This window comes from Rosistilla ulvae (genome assembly GCF_007741475.1).
Taxonomy (GTDB): Bacteria; Planctomycetota; Planctomycetia; order Pirellulales; family Pirellulaceae; genus Rosistilla; species Rosistilla ulvae.
This window is the reverse complement of record NZ_CP036261.1, coordinates 2,276,289-2,294,972: the sequence shown is the minus strand read 5'-3', so window position 1 is coordinate 2,294,972 and position 18,684 is coordinate 2,276,289. Positions and strand designations below refer to the sequence as shown.

Annotated in this window: 16 protein-coding genes; 8 read left to right on the top strand and 8 right to left on the bottom strand. The window is 58.1% G+C overall.

Features of this window, described 5'->3' with window-relative positions; all coding sequences use genetic code 11:
• Positions 1-144: 144 nt before the first annotated feature.
• Positions 145-1,053, top strand: coding sequence for a phosphatidylserine decarboxylase (locus tag EC9_RS08325; protein WP_145343989.1), 909 nt, complete (start codon positions 145-147; stop codon positions 1,051-1,053).
• Here the strand turns inward: EC9_RS08325 and EC9_RS08320 are convergent.
• On the bottom strand, positions 1,038-2,339 hold the full coding sequence (locus tag EC9_RS08320) for a hypothetical protein (protein ID WP_145343987.1): 1,302 nt from the start codon (positions 2,337-2,339) through the stop codon (positions 1,038-1,040). The genes EC9_RS08325 and EC9_RS08320 overlap by 16 nt on opposite strands.
• Before the next feature lie 536 nt (positions 2,340-2,875).
• Here EC9_RS08320 and EC9_RS08315 point away from each other — a divergent pair.
• On the top strand, positions 2,876-5,149 hold the full coding sequence (locus EC9_RS08315; protein ID WP_145343985.1) for a TolC family protein: 2,274 nt from the start codon (positions 2,876-2,878) through the stop codon (positions 5,147-5,149).
• Between the two features lie 170 nt (positions 5,150-5,319).
• Here EC9_RS08315 and EC9_RS08310 read toward each other — a convergent pair whose 3' ends face one another.
• The 3 genes from EC9_RS08310 to EC9_RS08300 form a co-directional block, all read right to left on the bottom strand.
• Positions 5,320-7,287 carry a sodium:solute symporter family transporter gene (locus EC9_RS08310; RefSeq protein WP_145343983.1) on the bottom strand — a complete coding sequence of 656 codons (1,968 nt, stop codon included), beginning with the start codon at positions 7,285-7,287 and terminating at the stop codon, positions 5,320-5,322.
• A complete protein-coding gene (locus EC9_RS08305; protein ID WP_145343981.1) occupies positions 7,284-7,613 on the bottom strand; it encodes a hypothetical protein in 330 nt (109 codons plus the stop codon). The genes EC9_RS08310 and EC9_RS08305 overlap by 4 nt, the downstream gene beginning before the upstream one ends.
• A gap of 373 nt (positions 7,614-7,986) precedes the next feature.
• On the bottom strand, positions 7,987-8,556 hold the full coding sequence (locus EC9_RS08300; RefSeq protein WP_145343979.1) for a hypothetical protein: 570 nt from the start codon (positions 8,554-8,556) through the stop codon (positions 7,987-7,989).
• Between the two features lie 372 nt (positions 8,557-8,928).
• Here EC9_RS08300 and EC9_RS08295 point away from each other — a divergent pair, with 372 nt between their 5' ends.
• Together EC9_RS08295 and EC9_RS08290 are read left to right on the top strand one after the other, a co-directional pair.
• Complete coding sequence (locus tag EC9_RS08295) at positions 8,929-9,372, top strand: TadE/TadG family type IV pilus assembly protein (RefSeq protein ID WP_246106024.1); 444 nt, start codon at positions 8,929-8,931, stop codon at positions 9,370-9,372.
• 50 nt (positions 9,373-9,422) lie between these two features.
• A complete protein-coding gene (locus EC9_RS08290) occupies positions 9,423-9,893 on the top strand; it encodes a TadE/TadG family type IV pilus assembly protein (RefSeq protein ID WP_145343975.1) in 471 nt (156 codons plus the stop codon).
• A 119-nt stretch (positions 9,894-10,012) separates the two neighbouring features.
• Here the strand turns inward: EC9_RS08290 and EC9_RS08285 are convergent, their stop codons facing one another.
• A complete protein-coding gene (locus tag EC9_RS08285; protein ID WP_145343973.1) occupies positions 10,013-10,249 on the bottom strand; it encodes a hypothetical protein in 237 nt (78 codons plus the stop codon).
• A 353-nt stretch (positions 10,250-10,602) separates the two neighbouring features.
• Between EC9_RS08285 and EC9_RS08280 the strand changes: the two genes are divergently transcribed.
• The gene (locus tag EC9_RS08280) at positions 10,603-11,832 is read left to right on the top strand and encodes a DUF1015 domain-containing protein (protein ID WP_145343971.1); all 1,230 of its coding nucleotides are present in this window, start codon (positions 10,603-10,605) and stop codon (positions 11,830-11,832) included.
• On the opposite strand, the gene EC9_RS08275 is transcribed toward EC9_RS08280, so the two are convergent.
• Positions 11,817-12,833 carry a hypothetical protein gene (locus tag EC9_RS08275; protein WP_145343969.1) on the bottom strand — a complete coding sequence of 339 codons (1,017 nt, stop codon included), beginning with the start codon at positions 12,831-12,833 and terminating at the stop codon, positions 11,817-11,819. The two genes, EC9_RS08280 and EC9_RS08275, sit on opposite strands and share 16 nt — an antisense overlap.
• Before the next feature lie 200 nt (positions 12,834-13,033).
• Between EC9_RS08275 and der the strand changes: the two genes are divergently transcribed.
• The 3 genes from der to EC9_RS08260 all read left to right on the top strand — a co-directional run bounded on the left by der (position 13,034) and on the right by EC9_RS08260 (position 16,183).
• Entirely contained in the window at positions 13,034-14,395 is a 1,362-nt protein-coding gene (gene der / locus EC9_RS08270; protein ID WP_145119445.1) for a ribosome biogenesis GTPase Der, read from the top strand.
• A 653-nt stretch (positions 14,396-15,048) separates the two neighbouring features.
• Complete coding sequence (locus tag EC9_RS26440; protein WP_218934676.1) at positions 15,049-15,318, top strand: hypothetical protein; 270 nt, start codon at positions 15,049-15,051, stop codon at positions 15,316-15,318.
• Positions 15,305-16,183 (top strand): hypothetical protein, encoded by an 879-nt coding sequence (locus EC9_RS08260; RefSeq protein ID WP_145343967.1) that lies wholly within the window; start codon positions 15,305-15,307, stop codon positions 16,181-16,183. The genes EC9_RS26440 and EC9_RS08260 overlap by 14 nt, the downstream gene beginning before the upstream one ends.
• A gap of 90 nt (positions 16,184-16,273) precedes the next feature.
• On the opposite strand, the gene EC9_RS08255 is transcribed toward EC9_RS08260, so the two are convergent.
• Positions 16,274-17,101 (bottom strand): phytanoyl-CoA dioxygenase family protein, encoded by an 828-nt coding sequence (locus tag EC9_RS08255; RefSeq protein WP_145343965.1) that lies wholly within the window; start codon positions 17,099-17,101, stop codon positions 16,274-16,276.
• A 287-nt stretch (positions 17,102-17,388) separates the two neighbouring features.
• On the bottom strand, positions 17,389-18,141 hold the full coding sequence (locus EC9_RS08250; RefSeq protein WP_145343963.1) for a gamma-glutamyl-gamma-aminobutyrate hydrolase family protein: 753 nt from the start codon (positions 18,139-18,141) through the stop codon (positions 17,389-17,391).
• Positions 18,142-18,684: the final 543 nt, after the last annotated feature.

The following is an 18,684-nucleotide window of genomic DNA, read 5'->3' as shown; positions in this document are numbered from 1 at the left end:
CGCGTCGCACCTATGGGCCCAACGCGTGGTTGGATTACAATTCGTTGGCGTTTGGCAACGAAAACCTGGGGACCAAACGCCCGAAAGTTGGCCTCCCTGCATCGAAACCGAAAACGACTTTGGATCGTTGGCTCGCGTGAAACCATGGACGAAATACTCTATTACGATCGATACCGCGGCGAAGTCTGTCGCGAGAAGGTGTACGGCGACAAATCGCTCCGTTGGACCTATGGAACGCCAGCGGGGAAGGTCGCGCTACATGCGTTGGTCAAGCGAGCTTTGTTCTCGCATTGGTATGGCTGGCAAATGGACCGCCCCGGAACGCGGCGCAAGATCGCCCCTTTTATCGAAGAATATGAACTCGATGCCGATGAATTTATGCGGCGGCCAGAGGAGTTCGAACATTTTAACGCCTTCTTTTATCGTCAGCTGAAACGTTCGGCACGGCCGATCGATCCCGATCCGTCCAAGGTTGTCTTCCCCGCCGACGGCCGCCATCTGTGCGTCCCCGATCTGGCAAATTGCGACGGGCTGTTCGTCAAAGGGGAAATGTTCGACCTGCCGACGCTCTTGGGAGATGCCGAATTGGCTAGCCGGTACGCGTCGGGAAGTTTGTTATTGTCTCGACTGTGTCCTGTCGATTACCACCGCTTTCACTTTCCCGCCGCAGGCCTACCTGGCCCGGCGCGGCTGATCAACGGCCCGCTGTTTTCCGTCAACCCGATCGCGTTGCGCCAGAACATCCAGATCCTGGCGACCAACAAGCGAACGATCACGGCACTGACGACCGAACGACTGGGAACGGTCTTGTTGATGGAAATCGGGGCGACATGTGTCGGCGGAATCCGCCAGACCTACGATCCCGGTTCGCCGGTCGCCAAGGGGGACGAAAAAGGTTATTTCCGGTTTGGCGGTTCATCGACGATCACGATCTTTGAACCCGGTCGGATCGTTTTCGACGACGATCTGGTCGAGCAGTCCGCAGCGCACCGCGAACTCTACGCCCGCGTCGGCGATTCGCTGGGAGCGTGCCGGCTTCATTCGGACGGGTGATCGGCAAAGAAGAGCAGCGGGTAGGTGTGGGGTAGTTCGTCGATTGCAGCGATCGCCGGTTGATCCTCCCGCCGCGGTTGCGGCAGCATGGTCGCTTCCATCCATCGGCGATCTTTATTAAGGATCTGCGTTCTTAAGACGCGAGCGAATCCGGGACTGATTCCCGTCTCTCGCGTCCCAAAGATCTCGTCGCCGATCTCGCGGACCAGCGGTTCCAGTCGCGCGTTGGCCAACTGCATCGCCTGCTGCGCTTCGGCGGTCTGCCAGTTTTTCAGCCAGACCTGCCGCAGTTCCTGGTTGTCGATGATCGCATCGCGAACGATCGAACCGGCCAACGCTTGCAATTGATCGTCGCTGGCGACCTCTTGCAAAACCTGAGTGAACTCGTCGCGAACCGCTTCGTTTTTCACGACGTCCCGCAACATCGCTTTAACAGCCCCGACGATCTGGTCGACGTGTGATTCGAAGACCGGGATCGCCTCGGTCTCCATAAAACGCTCCCATTCCTGCTGGCTGAGATCGCGCTGGGGCAGAGGCGATTTGTCGTACATGATCCGCCAGCCGAAGCGGAACAAGGACGCCCGATCCCAGATCTCTTGCCCGATCGCTGTGGCGACCGGTTCGCCGTGGGTTCGGACGATCGGCAGCACCTGTGACCGCACCAGCGGCACGACGCGTTGGTTGATCAATTCGGCTTCGAAACGCTTGCCGATCGCGTCAAATTCGGCTTGATGGGCCGTAACCGCCCGAACTAACGCCTGTTGAATCACCGGGACGCTTTCGCGGAGCGTCTGTTCGATGATCGGTTTAAAGGCGGCGGTCAGTTCGGGGCCGTGCAACCGCTGGGCTGCGGCGATCCTATTTAGGATCACCGTTCGTCGCTCGGCTGGCAGCAAGATCTCGACAGCTTCGGCTAGCGTGCCGCGATTGCGACAGTAGGTGAAACCGTAATGCGATGCCGGCTGCGAGCCGTACCAAAGGATTTCAGCCGACGGCGGCGAGCTCGATTCGTCGCTGGAGATCGCATGTCCGACTTGAGTCCACTGGCCGCTAGCATCTAAGGCAAAGATCGCGTCGCCGCGGCGGAGCGGTCCATCGGGCAGCTGGATCCGAAACCGATCGCGCGACTGCATGAAGTGAGTCGCCAATTCGGTCACTCGCGACGCTTCGGCGCGATGGGTTCGGGCAGCGATCGCGATCGCCACCAGACAGCCGCTCCAAAACAGAACGCCTAGGATCGTCGTCGATTTCCAGCGGGATGTGATTCGGGAAAGGGGAGGGGACATGGGCGATTCGCAGGCTTTGCAACAATGAACAAGTACTTCGCAGCGGGGAACGCGCGATTGGAAAGTGTTTCAGTTGATTTTAGATCTTGGTCCAGCATGACGGCCAAGCGATCGAGCGCCAATCAGTGCCGACGATCTGTGGATGCTAGCGGCTCGTCGGTTTAATCAGTCGATTGGGCGTTAGCCTCGGTTCCGCTGCCATTAACGCCCAAACGGCTAATGCAAGGAAGCTCGTTGTGATTAAACCGACAAGCCGCTAGCGTCGGTTGCCGGCGATGGGAGAGTATCGGGCGGTGGGCGGCGGATTGCTAGCTGTCGAAAAACCGAGCGTTTTTGTTGGCGTTAATCGAATCGAAAAGAAATTCTGGAATCGCCGAGTGAAATGTCAAAGTTTGCCGGTTGCGTTGACGATAACGATTGCAGCAACACGAGTACGCCCAGCTTTGGGGTCGGGGTGTTGAGGGGGGTTTCCAGGGATCGTTGCGTTATCCAGTTAGTGGAGCTGGGGCGCGACCCATCAGAGGAAACCGAGACGGATGAATCGCAAACAATATCAATACGCAGTCTACCTGCAGATCGCGCTGCTCGTCGTGGCAACGGGTTGTCGTACACCTACGCAACCGTTCTACCTGCACGAGGACGGCGATCTATCGCACTATTTGGACACCGCAACCGCGATTGAGTATCCGGATGTCGAGCTACCCAAGTTGGAGGATGTCTTGCAAGCCAAGGCTCCGCTGACGGTCGACAATCACGAATACGAGTTCTGGGATGTGACGTTGGAAGAGTGCGTTTCGATCGCGCTGAACAACAGCAAGATCCTTCGCACCGTGTCGGGTACTGCCCAACAACGTCAGAACACAGCGGCTCAGATTCTGAGCGGTTCGCCCGACGGATTGGGTTCGACCTTCGATCCAGCGATTCAATCATCGACCACTCAGTCGTTGCCATTGACCGTCGACAGCGACGGCAACCGCACGCTGCCACGTGGTGCGATCCGAGCTTCGCAGGTTGGTGGTGTCGAAGACGCTTTGTCTGAGTTTGACGCTCAGATGAGCAGCTTCTTGAGCTACGATACGACCGATCGCTCGCGAAACGTTGGTGCCGGAAACATTTTCAACCCGCAACAGTTCCGGGCCTGGGACAGCACCCAACAACTGGCGTTGTCCAAACGACTCGCCACCGGTGGTGTCGCTACGCTTCGCGAACGAGTTGTCTACTCACGCAACAATATTACGCCTGACAGCGTCGGCCGCCTGGTCGCCAGCGACTACACCGTCGTCCTGGAAGCTCAAGTACAACATCCATTGATGCGGAACCGTGGCACGCTGGTCAATCGCGTCCCCGTGGTCCTGGCCAGCTTGAACGAAGACAGCTCTCTGACCGAATTCGAATCGTTGGTCCGCAACTTGGTTGCCGACGTCGAGAACGCCTACTGGGAACTTTATTGTGCCTACCGCAACGTCGAAACAACCCAGATCGCTCGCGACAGTGCTCAAGCGACAGCTCGCTTCGCACAACTGAACTTGGAAAGCGGTTCGGGAACGGCTCAAGACGTCGCTCAAGCCGAAGAACAGTTCTTCGCCTTCAGCGCTCAATTGACGACCGCTCTGGCGGGAACCAACGTTCCTGGCAACGATCCGTATGGCGTCTATGGCCGCGAACGCGAACTCCGCAACCTGATGGGCATCGCGTCGACCGATGGACGGCTTGCACGTCCGATCGACGAACCATCGCTGGCCGCCGTCAAATTCGACTGGCACGAACTAACGACCGAAGCTTTGTATCGCAGCCCCGAACTGCGTGCTCAAAAGATCCGCATCAAACAACGTGAACTCGAATGCTTGGTCGCCAAGAACCAGATGCTTCCCGACTTGAACGTTTCGTTCTCGGCCCGCTGGGTCGGCGTCGGCGACACACTGGGGCCATCGAGCCGCGACGGAGGGAACATTCCCGGCAGCACCTTTGCCAACTCGGCTCTGGCCGATCTGACCGAAGGGGATCACACCGAAGTCGGTGCACGATTGGAATTCACTCCACCAGCAATCGGATCGCGACGCGAGAAGGCACGGGTTCGCAATGCTCAACTGCAACTGCGACGCGAAGAGGCGTTCTTGCAAGAGAAGGAATTGGCGATGGTGCATCAATTGAGCGATGCGGTCGGCAAGTTGCAGGTGCACTACGACCTGATCCACAACAGTTTCCAACGCTGGGCCGCAGCGGAGCGAGAAGTTCGCGCTCGATTGGCTGAATACGAAGGTGGCCGATCGCCGGTCAACGTGGTCCTGCAAAGTCAACAACGTCGTGCCTTGGCACAGATCGAATACTACCGCTCGCTGTGCGAATACAACAAATCGATCGCCTACGTCCATTACCTCAAGGGAACCCTGCTCGATTACAACAACATCGCCCTCAACGAAGGACCATGGGCTGACAAGGCGTATTGGGATGCGTTGGAACGAGCTCGTGAACGCGACGCCAGCTACTTCCTGAACTACGGCTACACCCGTCCAGGCGTTGTCCGCCAAGGTCCTGTTAAGACAAACGTCAACAACGTGATGATCGACAACGAGACCGTGATGGGTGACGAAGTCGGCGAGATCTACTACGAGGATGCGATGCCGATGGAAGTGCTGCCCGGAGACGTTGAATTCGACAGCATCAACCCACCGCTGAGCAACAAAGCGGTTCCAAGTCCACCGACGAGCACGTCGGCGATGGATTCGAGAACTCGATCGGCGGTCGTTCCGGCCAGCTTTGAAGCGACCGGGACCAGCGACCGCAACGTTTCGAATCCCTATCGATCATGATCGCTCCGGTCGCCTGATCGGATAAGACCACGGCACGCGAATCCCCATTCGACGCGTCGGCGGGAACGACAGGCGACCCAACAATTTCCATGGGGGTGGAGACCACAGGTCTTGAATCTGTGGAGCCCGGCGCAATCGCGCCGGGCTTTTTTCGTTTACTCATCGACGGCTTAAGCCGTTGGGGTGTGGTCCGCTGACGGCCTCGACTTGGCACCAAAAAACGTCTGCACGATGCTTCGCGGTGGCGGCGGCGATGACAAGCATCCGACCAGACTGCCGATCACCGATCCGACCACACCAACGATCATCGGATCAAACGACAGCGGTTCAAATGCCCGCAAGCTGCCGTACATCAGATACCCGATCCCGTACATCGACAGGAACGTGAAGAACCCGGTCAGCATTCCGCAGACGGCGCCGATCGAGTTATAGCGTGGCCAATAGACGCCCAGGAAAACGGGAACCAAAAACGACGACGAAAGGCCGCCGGAGGTGAAGACGACAAGATCCTGCAGGAATTTAGGCGGGCTGATCGCGACCAACATCACGATCGTGCCGACCGAAAACGTGCAGCCGTAGCTGAGCATCTTGACGGTCCGATCCGATACATCTCCCTTGACCATCGGTTGGTAGATATCGCGGACCAGCGACGAAGAGATCATCAACATAAAGCTGTCGACCGTCGACATCGCCGCGGCAAACGGGGCGGCGATCAGCAGTCCCGCCAGCCAAGGAACCTCCGCGGCAGTCGCGGCGGTCAACGAAAGCGCCGCCATGATCCGGTCGGGATCTTGATCCAAGCCAGGGACCAGAACGCGGCCGCAGACAAAGATTACCACCAACGGGAAATAGATCGCGCCGAAATAGAAGGTCAGGAAGATCATCGATCGCTTCAGCGTCCGCACCCGATCGAAACTCATCTGTCGAATCATATTGCTCGGTTGCCCCGATCCGCCGATCGACCAGAACAGGAAGAACGAAAAGGCGAGCGACAGCGGCAGGAAACCGAGTTCCGAACGGGCACTTGGGCCCGGCGCTGTCGTGTAGACGCCTTTTTTCCCCGCCCCGTAGGCATAGGGATGGAATTCGTCCAGTTCGACCGTCAACCCCGCGGGCAACGCGGGGACCGCCCCGTCCAACAAATCGCGGCGGATCCGCTGCTTCTCCTCTTCTCCCATGATCTCGACCGTCTTGATCGGGGCAGAGCGTCCCGTTTCGGGATCGATGTAAGCCGCCGCGTTGGTGCGGAACAAGCGATCCGGGCCGACTTCGAACCACGTATCCATCGCGACTCGCGTCGGTTGATCGATCGATCCATCGGTCGAAAATTCGACCATTCCCAAGTTGGGCGGCTGCATCTTAGCCAACGTTTGCGTCGCTTTGGTCAGCCCGCCGACTTGCGAGAGGACCAGGACCAACAGCCCCAGGACGCCGAACAGCATCACGATCCCCTGCAGCACATCGGTCCAGACGACAGCGCGGAAACCGCCCAAGGACGTGTAGACGATCACCATCGACGAAAAGACAAACAATCCCAACAGGTAGCCCGGATCATCGGCTTGCAAGATCGGGATGTCGGCGGTCAGTTGCTGCATGTAACCGGCAGCGGTTTGCCAAAAGACGAAATCGTGCAGCAACGACTGCAAGATCACGCCAGCCATCTTGAACTGCGGCACCAGATAAATGCTCATCAGCACCACGATCATCCCCGTCGCCAGACCGCGGACGGCGTGGCCGGGGAAACGCAAACCGATCATTTCGGGCATCGTGATCGAGCCGGTTTCTTTAGAGATCCGGTTCAGTCGTTTTCCCAACAGCCCCAGCGAAACCAACGGGACCGCCATGTAGCCGGCGATCCACAACCCCAGCACCCAACCGTGGTTGTAGACTTTGGCCGGAAAGCCGCCGAAGGAACCGGCCGAAGCGCTGGTGGCGGCAAAGGTTAGCGTGAAAGCGATCCAACCGAGATTGCGGCTGCCGAGAAAATACTCTTGCAGGAACGATCGTTTTTGCAACACGATCTGGCTGGCGACCGCCAACAGAACGACGGCGACCGAATAGAGAATGAACGTGACCAACGCGGCGATCGGCGTACCGGCTTCGGTCACCGCCAAGAGATTGAAGGAGTCGAGGTTCACGATGCGTCCTCCTTGCTTGCTGCTTCGGCTTGAGCTTGCGCTTCCTGTTCCAGAAGATCGTCATCGTCTTCGCGGAGCACAAACAGGGCAAAGCCCAACGTTGCCATCGAGGTGACGCACCAGGGAATCGCGATTCCCCAAAAGACCCACGATGGCATCCCCAAGGTGATCTCGACAGCTTCGGGATCGCTCGAATAGCCTTTCCATCCGCCGTAGATCAGCGTCCACGCCAACGCGATCGAACCGATCACGACAACAAACTTTAACTCGCGCAACGAATTCAAATACGAAGTGTCGTATTCGATTGGGCCGTCGGGAGTATCCACAGATCGCTCACTGGAAGTCACGTTCACCTCAATTGCAGTCGAAGGAATGGTGAGCGTGTCGCGAGGCTGGGGGAGGGCAGGCGACGACGCAAAGGTGGGCAGATCGAATCGATCGTCCCGGCACTTTACGCTCGCGGAGAGAAAAGCGACGGCTCACAAAAGGGAGCGTCCCTTTGGTCAAAAAGAGCATGCGTTGCGGCAGACGAGATTCGATCCAATGGTGGGTTGGCCACACGCAACAGCGATGTTTCGCATCGCATTGCTAGCAACCAGACACCATTCAACCGCTCGGCCAACGCTTTGGCAATCCTATAATTGCCAAGTTGGCCAAATGAGCCGCTCTTTTTGGGAGAAGGTGGCTTTCCGAAAAAGCCTATTCTTGCAGTGCAAGCTCGACTGCGGGGATGGTTTCCGCATCTTCGACAACGGCGATGACCGACGCATCCCCGTTATCGACAGCTAACTGTGGATCGGGCAGCATGTCACCCAGAGCAGACGGGGTGGGAGATTCGAACTCCGCGTCGACCGCCTCTACATTCGGAACGCCTACCCCCATCCTGGCATAGACGTCTTCATATACCGCCATGTGATCGTCGTACTTGAATTTCGAGGTCCGCGCCATCAGCGTTCCCAACGGCGTTTCCCGATAGGCGACGTACAAATCGTGGGTACGGAAGAACAACCCACCTCGCCAACTGTAGACTTCCACTAAGTCGGTCATGTCTTTAAATGTCCGCGAAGGCGTTTTGCCAAGCGCCTTGGAAACCATTTCGGGCGTCACCTTGTCGGTTGGGTCGGCGTTGACATGGATGTTCAACAGGACCAGCTCTTCATAGGCCTGTTCGACCTGGGGGCGAGCCACTTTGTAGTCGTACGCCAAGGCGATGATCATCAGCCCCAGGACGCCAAACAGAATGTAGCTTCGCGCGCGTGAAGGTTTCACCGAGGTGTTGTTTACTGTCGAGTCGTTCGCCATCTCTTCCCCCCTTTATTTAAAGAACCTGCCATTAAGCGGTGATTATGGACGGCTGGAACACATAAACGCAATGAGAGAAATGACCCAATCGCCAAAAAACCCACACAAACAAAGCGAAACCCGCAACCAAACGTGCTAGACGCAGTCCCCCCACCTCCTGGTGGCGGTAGTCGTCCGACCCTGACATTCGTTGCAGTACGAACTTCGCGAGCCCTGGGCGAGGGCAAGTTTGAGCGAATGCGAGCTTCGCCCATTAAATTCAAAACTATGGTTCCCAGTGAGGGATGTGTTGTTTCGCGTCCAAGGTCCATTCGCCAAAACCGATTCACTGGAATCGCCGTGAACGCAAGTCGCAGAAAAGCAAACCGCACGGGTGCCGCGGTCGTCGAGATGGCGATCTGCTTGCCCGTTCTGATCACATTGACAGTTGCCACGATCGACGTTTGTTCGGCGATGTTTCTGAAAGAGTCGCTGTCGATCGCTGCCTACGAAGGGGCACGCGTTGGAATCGCTCGCGGCGGGACAAACGCCGAAGCGACCGCGCGGGTCAAAGAAATTTTGGACGAACGCGGGATCACCTACAAAAACAACGAAGTCGTGCAGATCCAACGAACCAACAGCCCAACCAGTGGAGGGTTCGATTCCGCCGAAACGCTGGAACATTGCCGTGTCCTGGTCCAGGTTCCCGCCAGCGGCAACATCCTCTCTCCCGCCCAATTGTTTTCCAGTGGGAACATCCAAGCGTTTGTTTGGATGCGTAAAGAGTATGCCAACCTCGACTGATCCATCTTCCGATCGCCCCAATCAACACATCTGAGGCAAGTCCTGCACCGATGAACCGCTCCCCCATTCCAACCGCTCCCGCCAACCGGAGACGCCGCCGCGGCATGTGTCGCTGGCAAGATCGTCGTGGCGCGGCGGTGGTTGAATTTGCGGTCGTCGCTAACACGCTGTTTCTGGTGCTGTTCACCTGCATCGAGTTCTCGCGGCTGAACCTGATTCGCAACACAGCCCAGAATAGCGCCTATTACGGTGCCCGCGCCGCGATGGTTTCGGGGGCGGATGCGCAAGATGCCGTCGATGCGGCGGAGAATCTGTTGGACGCAATCGGCGCCAAAGGGGTCACCGTCACCGTCAACAATGGCCAACCGTTGACGTCGGCGACCGAGGAGATCGTGGTCAAGGTCGAGGTCGATTACAACAAGAATGCGTTCTTCGCCCCGCTGTTCATCCCCAACCACAAGTTTGTGGCGACGTCGAACATCAAAGCGGAACGCTACGACTTCTTCTTCGACGGCACCTGATCGGGTTCCCAAAAACCGCCCCAACCTTTGATGTTGGATCGATCGCCGTGGCAGCGAGACACGGATCAGCGGAGCCCGGTATCACAGCCCCAAGCAGGGCTGGTCCGCAAGCGACGTGATCAATTGCCGCGAAGCTTTTCTTCGGCTCGAGCGGCTCGCAACGCCGCAGCTTCGCGTGGCAGCTTGAACTCAGGTCCCGCTGGGAAATACTGAACATCGTCGTCCAGATAGTAGGGACTTGGCAGCGTTTGCCCGGCAACACTAACTTGGCAGCCAGTCGAACCGACCAAGATCGTGGCCGCCAGCGACAGGCAACCAACCAGTTCGAGCAAGTGGGATGTGTTCTTTCGAGGCATCGTTGAATCTCTAGGAAATTTTGCCGGCAGTCACCAATGCGGATCCCGCCCAAGTCTTGGCTCGTACAAATTACGCGTTAGAATCGTTATCGGCTGGACAACCCGCACAACTTGACCATTTCCCTATCCTTTCTGCACCGCGGTTTGATATCGCCGGGGCTTTGTTCGCTGCGGAAAGTCGGCTAGGCTTCGCCTTTTCCGAGCGTCCGACAAACGCCGGGCAATCCCGCGACGCCCCCTTGGTGCGTATTCGGCTTGCCCCAGGCCGGCTCCTTTCAAACAGCCGCCGCAGCGTCGGGCAATGGAATCCGCCCATCACCGACTGAATCTTCCTATTAAAGAAGTCCAACACGATGCCACGAATTAAAGCCTTCCGCGCGTTGCGTCCCCAAGCCGACAACGCAGCTAAAGTCGCCTCGGTCCCCTACGACGTGTGCGACCGCGACGAAGCGGTTGAATTGGCCGCTGGAAATCCCGATTCGTTCCTGCACATCGTTCGTCCCGACATCGATCTGCCGGCCGATACGAATCCCTACGACGACGCGATCTACGCCAAAGCATCCGACAACCTGCAGCGTTTTCTCCGCGATAACGTCCTGCAACAAGACGACGGCGACGCGATCTTCCTGTACCGCCAGGTCATGGATGGCAACAGCCAAGTCGGCGTCGTCTGCTGCTGCCACGTCGAAGATTACGAAAATAACCTGATCTTAAAGCACGAAAAAACACGCAAGGCGAAAGAGGACGACCGCACGCGCCACGTCCTCACCTTGGGCGCTCACACCGGCCCGGTCTTCTTGACCTACCGCGACGACAGCAAGACCAACGCGATGGTCGAAACCGCGATCACCGAGGCGCCGCTGTATGACTTCACCGCGGTCGACGGAGTCCAACACACGGTCTGGAAGATCGACAACGCGGGGGATTACGTTTCCGCATTGTCCGCCGTTCCTAAGTTCTATGTCGCCGACGGACATCACCGCGCCGCCAGCGCTTGGCGAGCCGGAGCCGAACGCCGCGACAACAATCCCAACCACACCGGCGACGAGGAATACAATTGGTTCCTGACGGTTCTGTTCCCCGCCAGCCAATTGAACATCTTGTCCTACAACCGCGTCCTCAAAGATCTCAACGGCCAATCGGTCGAACAGGTCCGCGAAAAACTGACTCAGCTGGGCACGTTTGAACCGATCACCGATCCCGTTCCGCCAACCGCTGGTTCGTTCTGCTTCTACCTGGGCGGATCGTGGTACCGATTGACCCTGCCCGCCGATTCGATCGATCACAACCATCCGATCGACTCACTCGACGTGGCGCTGCTGGAAAAACGCGTCCTGCAACCGATCTTCGGAATCGAAGACGTCCGCACCGATCCGCGAATCGATTTCGTCGGCGGCATCCGCGGCACCAAGGCACTGGAAACGCGAGTCGATTCGGGCGCGTGGGCCTGTGCGATTTCGATGTTCCCGACATCGATCGAGCAGTTGATGGGCGTTTCGGACGCCGATGAGATCATGCCGCCCAAGAGCACTTGGTTCGAACCGAAGCTTCGCAGCGGACTGCTGGTTCACTTGTTGGACTGATCCGCCGCTGCCTGTTCGGCCATCGTTTCCATCAGCTGCCGCGCCTGGGCAGCTGCTTCGTCGGCCAGCTCGCCGGGCTGTTTCCCCAGCTCGGCGACGCTCAACCACCACGCGAGCGCATCCTCCCCGCGACCGCTCGCTTGCAATCGATCGGCGATCGCGGCCATCGGTCCCGCCTGCACTGCGATCGGCAATTGGTCGACCTTTCGCTCCCAAGTCGCAAGCGACGCAGCGACCTCCGGCCCGGCAGCGGTTCGCCAGCGGATCGCATCGGCCAGTCGCGCCAACAGCGGATCGGTCGGATCATTGCTGGCCCGCGCCAAGACAGCATCGGCTCGCTGCCGATTTGTTCCCGTCAGCAACCAACTGGCCGCGATCACGCGAACCGCTGGATCGGCATGCTGCAGCCCCGCCACAGCCGCTTGATCGCGGGCAGCGTTGATCGGCGGACGAGTCCACGCGATCGGCAGCAGACTGTAAAAGCAAGCTGGCGGCGCCGCGGCGTGGAACCCTGCGGCGATCGCCAATGCCGCCGAATGCTTATCGACAGCCGCGGCGGCATTCATCAGGTAACCGTAAGCGATCAATTGCCGCCATCGCGGCTTGGCTCGTTTGACATATTCACCCATCGGTTTCAAACAGGCTGCGAACTGCCGGTTGTTGAAGTCTTCAAAGGCCTGCTGGACCTCGGCTCCCTCTCCCGACCAATCGACCTGAATCCAAACGATCCGGTCGTCGTCCAGCTCCCGCCGGGCGAGCCCTTCGACCGACGAGGCATCGGCGACGACGATCTGCAACTTCCCCTGCTGGAACGACTCGATCGTGCCGCTCAATTTTCGCAGCGGTTGGGGCAACCAACCGGTCTGGCCGACCGAACTGGCCGCTGGCGGAAGGTACCAAACCGCATCGGCTGCGACCGCCCAACTGCCGCTGGAAAGCAGCGCGATGGCGACGACAAACTGCAGAAAACAGCGGGAACGTGCGGAGCGTGGAGCAGCCAAAAAGATCTCCCTTTTGGGGGCTGATGACCGAGCGATCGAGGATGAGAACAGGCAGGACGTCAAATATAACCAAACCAGGGGCCAATTTTCATGCATTCGCCCACCGCCAACGCGATTTGGGATTGATTGATCGACATCGGCAGCGGATTCTAAAAGGTTGTATCGTTTTTTCTTGCGTCTCCCCTCGTTAGCTATCACCCATGTCGATGCCCAAAGTCGCGATTGTCGGACGTCCCAACGTCGGCAAGAGCAGTATTTTCAATTGGCTAGCCGGCCGCCGTATCGCTATCGTCGACGATTACGAAGGGGTGACCCGGGATCGCATGACAACGCTGATCGAACACGAAGGGAACTTCTTCGAATTGATCGATACCGGCGGGATGGGAGTCGTCGATTCGGACGACCTGACGGCCGATGTCGAAGCCCAGATCGAAGTCGCGATCGCCACAGCCGACGTGATTCTGTTTGTCGTCGATATCCGCACCGGCCTGATGCCGCTGGACTCTCTGGTCGCCGAGCGTCTGCGCAGCATCGACCGCCCGATCGTCCTGTTGGCCAACAAAGCCGACCACGAGAACCTCGACATCTCAGCCGAAGAGTTCCACAAGCTAGGGCGAGGGCATTTGATTTGCGTCAGTGCCGAACAGAAGCGGCACCGCGACGAACTGATGCAATTGATCGTCGATCGCTTGCCGCCAAGCAGTGATCGCGCCGTCGACGCGCACATGAAGTTTGCGATCGTTGGCCGCCGCAACGTCGGCAAAAGCACGTTCGTCAATTCGCTGGCTCAAGCCAAACGGATGATCGTCAGCGAAGTTGCCGGAACGACCCGCGACAGCGTCGACGTCAACTTCGAACTCGACGGCCATCAATTCACCGCGATCGATACTCCCGGTCTGCGTCGACGCCGCAGCGTCCGGACCGACCTCGATTATTACGGCATGCACCGGGCTCAACGCAGCATCCGCCGAGCCGATGTTTCGTTGATGTTCTTCGACGCCAGCGAAAAGATCAGCAAGGTCGACAAGCAATTGGTCGGCTACATCGCCGACGAATACAAACCGTGCGTGTTTGTCGTCAACAAGTGGGACCTTTACCACGACGAGATGCCAACCGAACGCTGGGTTAAATACCTGCGGTCGCAATTCCCCACGATGCAATACGCCCCGATCGCGTTTATCACCGGGCAGACCGGCAAGAACATCAAGGCCTTGCTCAACCATTCGCAAATGCTGTTCAAACAAGCTCGCGAGCGGACCAGCACCGGAAGGCTAAACCGAATCGTTCAAGCGGCGATCGAGCACCAAGAACCGCCGATGTTCCAAAACCGGCGGCCGAAGATCTATTACGCGACCCAGGTCTCGACCGAACCGCCGACGATCGTGCTGATGTGCAACGATCCCAAGGGCTTTGCTCCCGACTACCGCCGCTTTCTGCTGAGCGTATTGCGAGACAACCTGCCGTTTTCGGAAGTCCCGATCAAGATGTACCTGCAGAAACGCGAACAGCGCGACCCGACCGCCCCGCCTGAAGTCGACCAAGAAAACGAACGCGTCTCCTAGCGTTTTCTCCGAAGTCCGCGACAGAACAAGGCCAAGCAGTCATAAATATTGACTGCCCCAATCCGCACCAGTCGCAAAGCGACGGCATGTAAAAGCCTGGGACGCGAGTCCTGTCAGTTATACGCAAGTCGCAGAGAACGGCGAAAGCAAGGGGCGAAAGGGACAGGCACATTCCTGGCACGCCTGGCGCGGGCCGAAGGTCCAGCAATTTGCATAGCCCAGCCTGCAGGGCTGGGTATCAGCCGACGTCGCCCGGTTTCATTTCCCAACAGGCGAAGGGGCAACGTCCCGGGGTGGTTGGTGACAATCGACCGGGCCTACAGCCCAACCATGTCAATCATCGCCGCTAGAACCCAGGCCGATGGCCTGGGCTATGCAAACGGTCGAGCCTGCGGCCCTGACTCGGATGAATGCGATGTGGAACGGTCTGCGACGAACGAAAGACTTCCCACTGGCCTGGCAAGCGTTCGGTCGCGATAACTCACCATGACTTACGTATAACTGACAGGACGCGAGTCCCAGGAATCTTCGTGCCCGCAATCTCGCGAGTCGCGAAGCGACGACACGAGAGACGCTTCATCGGGACAGGCTTCTCGCATTCGCGAACGCATCCGTCTTAATCAGCTCTCCGCCGGACGCGCTAGGTTGGACCAGTGTCCCGATGGATCGGTGCCGCGGACTTGGACTCCCTTTTGGTTCCAGTCGAGAGCCGCATGGACGTCGGCGCTGCCGACGCTGCAGCCCTCGACTTTTATCGCAAGCTCGAATCGGGACGTCCCCAACCGCTGTTTACCCACAAACAAACGGGTATCCTGGGGCCAACTCCCCATGGACATCACGTCGACCGAAAACTGACGTATTTGGAAATCATCGCCAACGGCGGACTCGAACTACTGGAGGATTATCGAAATGACAAATTCTGATCCCTCCGGCTTTGCACCGCGTTGGTATCGAAACGCCGATCAGCAAACACGAGCCGCGCTGGCGGAAACGAGCCTACTGGGCGTCCCCGCGCCCCAGTCGCCGCAAATCATCACACGTCTGCTGCCCAACGCCGGTGGACAGACGCTTGCTGCATCCGCCGTCGCAAAAGTCATCGAACTGACGCAACGCTTGGCCCACTACGCAGCGCAAGACCTCGTCGTCGGAATCAATCCCAACTTCGCCGACATGCGTTCGATTTCCGCCGAAGTCCAAGCGTTCAGCCGACTTGCAATCGAACCGTTCGAGGAGGGCAGTTTCGTCATTCCCGCGCAGCTCGAATCCCAGGACTTCGAAACCGAATCGGGCGATCAGATCGCGACCGAACAGATCGCCCAACGTTTCAGCGACATCCTGCTCACGATTTCCAGCGGCCAGCGAGCCACCGAGATCAGCATCGGTGCGTTGCAAACCGTCCGCCAACTCAATGCGACGATCAACACCGCTGCCAGCGTGGTCGAATACCAAACCATCGACCGGTTCCAACAAGCGACAGCAGCGATGCGAGTCGACGCCGAATTCATGGGACGGGTCCGGAAAATCATCGACGGCCGCCAGCCTTCCGCCGAAAGACTCGACAGACTCACTGGGACCGTCACGGCGATCGATATCCTCCGCGGCCAAATACAATTGACTGTCGACGACCGGAAGCAACGGATCAAAGGCAGCTTCCACAAGATGTTGCAACCGACAATGCTCGAATCGCTCGGACGCGTTGTCAAACTTTACGGTGCGATCAGCTACAAACACGACCAACCGGTTGAGATCAGTATCCAAGAAGCCGAATTGATCGACGAGGATCAATAACGCGATCCCCGGCTTGCCAGCCAATCGATTTGCCTGGATCGGCCTTCCGGATTTGGCCACGCTTCAGCAAGTTGGCCTCCACCGTCTTAATCAGCTCTCCGCTGGGCGCGTCAGGTTGGACCAGTGTCCCGATGGATCGGTTCCGCGGACTTGGACTCCCTTTTGGTTCCAGTCGAGAGCTGCATGGACGTCGGCGCTGCAGTAGCGGAGCGTCAGGGCGCAGCGGCGGCGATCCGAATCGTTCGCCTTGGACCCGTGCAACAGCAGATCGCTGTGGATCGATGCGCTACCAGCCGGCAGCGGATTGTAGACGACCGAACCGTATTGCTCCGGGTTGTCGATCGTCTGGTTCAGCACGTTGTGCTCCGCCGAATCGCTGGGGCGATAGGTCAGGTGGCCGACGTGATGCGAACCGGCGATAAAACGCATGCAAGCGTTCTCTTCATCCGCGTCGTCGATCGCCAACCAAACGGTGACAGCTTTGGAGGGAGACAACGGCCAGTAGCTGGCGTCTTGATGCCAGGCGACCGATTTGCCGTCGTGGGGCATCTTGCAGAAGAAGTGCGATCCCCAACCGATCACGTTTTCGCCCAACAGATCGCTGACACAGTCGACGATCCGCGGATCCTTCAGGATGTCGTAAACGGGACCGTACTTCAGATGCGCCGAACTGATCGAATAACTGTTGCCTCCCGCCGCGGTGACGCGAGCCAACAGGTCGTCGAAGTAGCTGCGAATGCCGGAGATCTCCGCGTCGCCGAAGATTGGCAGCGGCGCGACGTAGCCATCGCGATTGAATCGATCGATCTGATCGCCGGTTAAAACCGTCGGAGCGTCGTTGTTGACGCTGTAGAAACGCAAGTCGCGGGGGACCGAAGCGAGTTCGTCGTCGCTTGGAACAATACTGAAGTTCTTCACGTGGGGAGGCCCTTCAACAGAAAAAGGATCGAGCGGTCGTCTAGTCCATCATCGTACCGCGTTCGATCCGCTGCGTGTCAATCGGACAAACGGCAACCCAGCAAAGCATCCATGCCCCGGGAGGTCAGCCGATGTCTAAATCAATCTCTTCGCAGTCGCCCGGTCCACCATGACGCAGCCTCCTTGCCGCGTAGCACGCCAAGCGTGCCAACCATGGTGACCTGCCGAACAATCCTTGTCCGGTGGGCAAATTCCGTTATTGGGTAAAAACCCCTTCGTCTTCCTTATTAAGCAACCAGTCGCAGGTCGCCCGTCTGACGCTCTTTCACGCCATCGACAAACTCTTCAAAAATCCGGATATCAAGCGCCGATGCCGCTTCGCATTCGGGATGGAATTGGGTGCCGACGGCGAACCAGTCCATCATCTCGCTCTCGATCGCTTCGATCACGCCATCGGGGCAGCGAGCGGTGACGCGGAAACCGGGAGCAACTTCGTCGATCGCCATGTGATGGCGACTGGCAACGCGGATCTCGCCGTCGCCATAAACGCGACCGACCAACGAATCCGATTCGACAACCAGACTGTGGCGGTGCAATGGGTCTTGGTGATCGCGGTGTGGAACCGCGTTCGGTAGGTCTTCTGCGATGTCGTAGAACAGGTTGCCCCCTTGAACAATGTTCAACAACTGCATCCCGGCTCCGATGCCCAGCACAGGCATGCGACGTTCGGTGATTTCGTTGACGACGATTCGGTCGAATGTCTCGCGGTTCGAATGCATCAGTTTCATGCTGTGGTGCAACATATAACCGTCGTTGCGTGGGTCCAAATCTTGACCACCGATCAAGACAAATCCATCCAGGCGATCCATCGCAGCATGAATGGCATCGACGTCGTTGCTAGGTGGCAGGATTACCGGAATGCCGCCCGCAGCTTGAATGTTTTCGTAGTAACCAGCCGCCAAGTAGACGTAGGCAGGGGTGCGTTGTTGTGCAGGGCGAAAGTCGGTGTTGATGCCGATAAGTGGTCGAGTAGACGTCATCTGAAAATCCTCTCCAGAGTGAACGTTAATGAATTTCTTCGCGTCTTCCAAAACGTTTTTCGTAATTGCTTGCAGCTTGCTCTTGCAGCGACGGTGATGATTTAAATACTCTGGGTCTTCAGCAGCATTTGCCGCTAGCGTCGATCGATCGGCGTCGGGAAGCGTGGTTCGGCGTCATCCGAATTCTTTCGCTACCCTCTTTCCAATCGATCGCTGGATCATCACATCAACGGTTGTTGGTCCAACCGTGTCGCCGCGTTTGCGGCTGGTGTCTCAATCGCGAATCGAAAGTTCCATCTCTGGATAGAGCGAAGGGTCTTGCGACGTGTCACGGGCGACACGTCATCTGACGGGAGGAACTGTATCGGGCATTTTCGCTATGGCAAGCAGTTTCTACATTTGACGCCCGCCCCGATTTGCTGCTACTACCCGTTGTGCTAGCAAACCCGTTGCTAGCATTGCTTGCCTGGTCCGCAGAGCCGTTCGGGCGTTTTGTCGCCCCCTCGCTCCTGGGCGTTTCGCAGCTTTACCAACGCCTGCCAT

What these genes read in the sequence shown, in the direction of transcription:
- EC9_RS08325 (WP_145343989.1), top strand. Translation starts at nt 145, where the DNA reads ATGGACGAAATACTCTATTACGATCGATACCGCGGCGAAGTCTGTCGC.
- EC9_RS08320 (WP_145343987.1), bottom strand. Translation starts at nt 2,339, where the DNA reads ATGTCCCCTCCCCTTTCCCGAATCACATCCCGCTGGAAATCGACGACG.
- EC9_RS08315 (WP_145343985.1), top strand. Translation starts at nt 2,876, where the DNA reads ATGAATCGCAAACAATATCAATACGCAGTCTACCTGCAGATCGCGCTG.
- EC9_RS08290 (WP_145343975.1), top strand. Translation starts at nt 9,423, where the DNA reads ATGAACCGCTCCCCCATTCCAACCGCTCCCGCCAACCGGAGACGCCGC.
- EC9_RS08285 (WP_145343973.1), bottom strand. Translation starts at nt 10,249, where the DNA reads ATGCCTCGAAAGAACACATCCCACTTGCTCGAACTGGTTGGTTGCCTG.
- EC9_RS08280 (WP_145343971.1), top strand. Translation starts at nt 10,603, where the DNA reads ATGCCACGAATTAAAGCCTTCCGCGCGTTGCGTCCCCAAGCCGACAAC.
- der (WP_145119445.1), top strand. Translation starts at nt 13,034, where the DNA reads ATGTCGATGCCCAAAGTCGCGATTGTCGGACGTCCCAACGTCGGCAAG.
- EC9_RS08260 (WP_145343967.1), top strand. Translation starts at nt 15,305, where the DNA reads ATGACAAATTCTGATCCCTCCGGCTTTGCACCGCGTTGGTATCGAAAC.
- EC9_RS08250 (WP_145343963.1), bottom strand. Translation starts at nt 18,141, where the DNA reads ATGACGTCTACTCGACCACTTATCGGCATCAACACCGACTTTCGCCCT.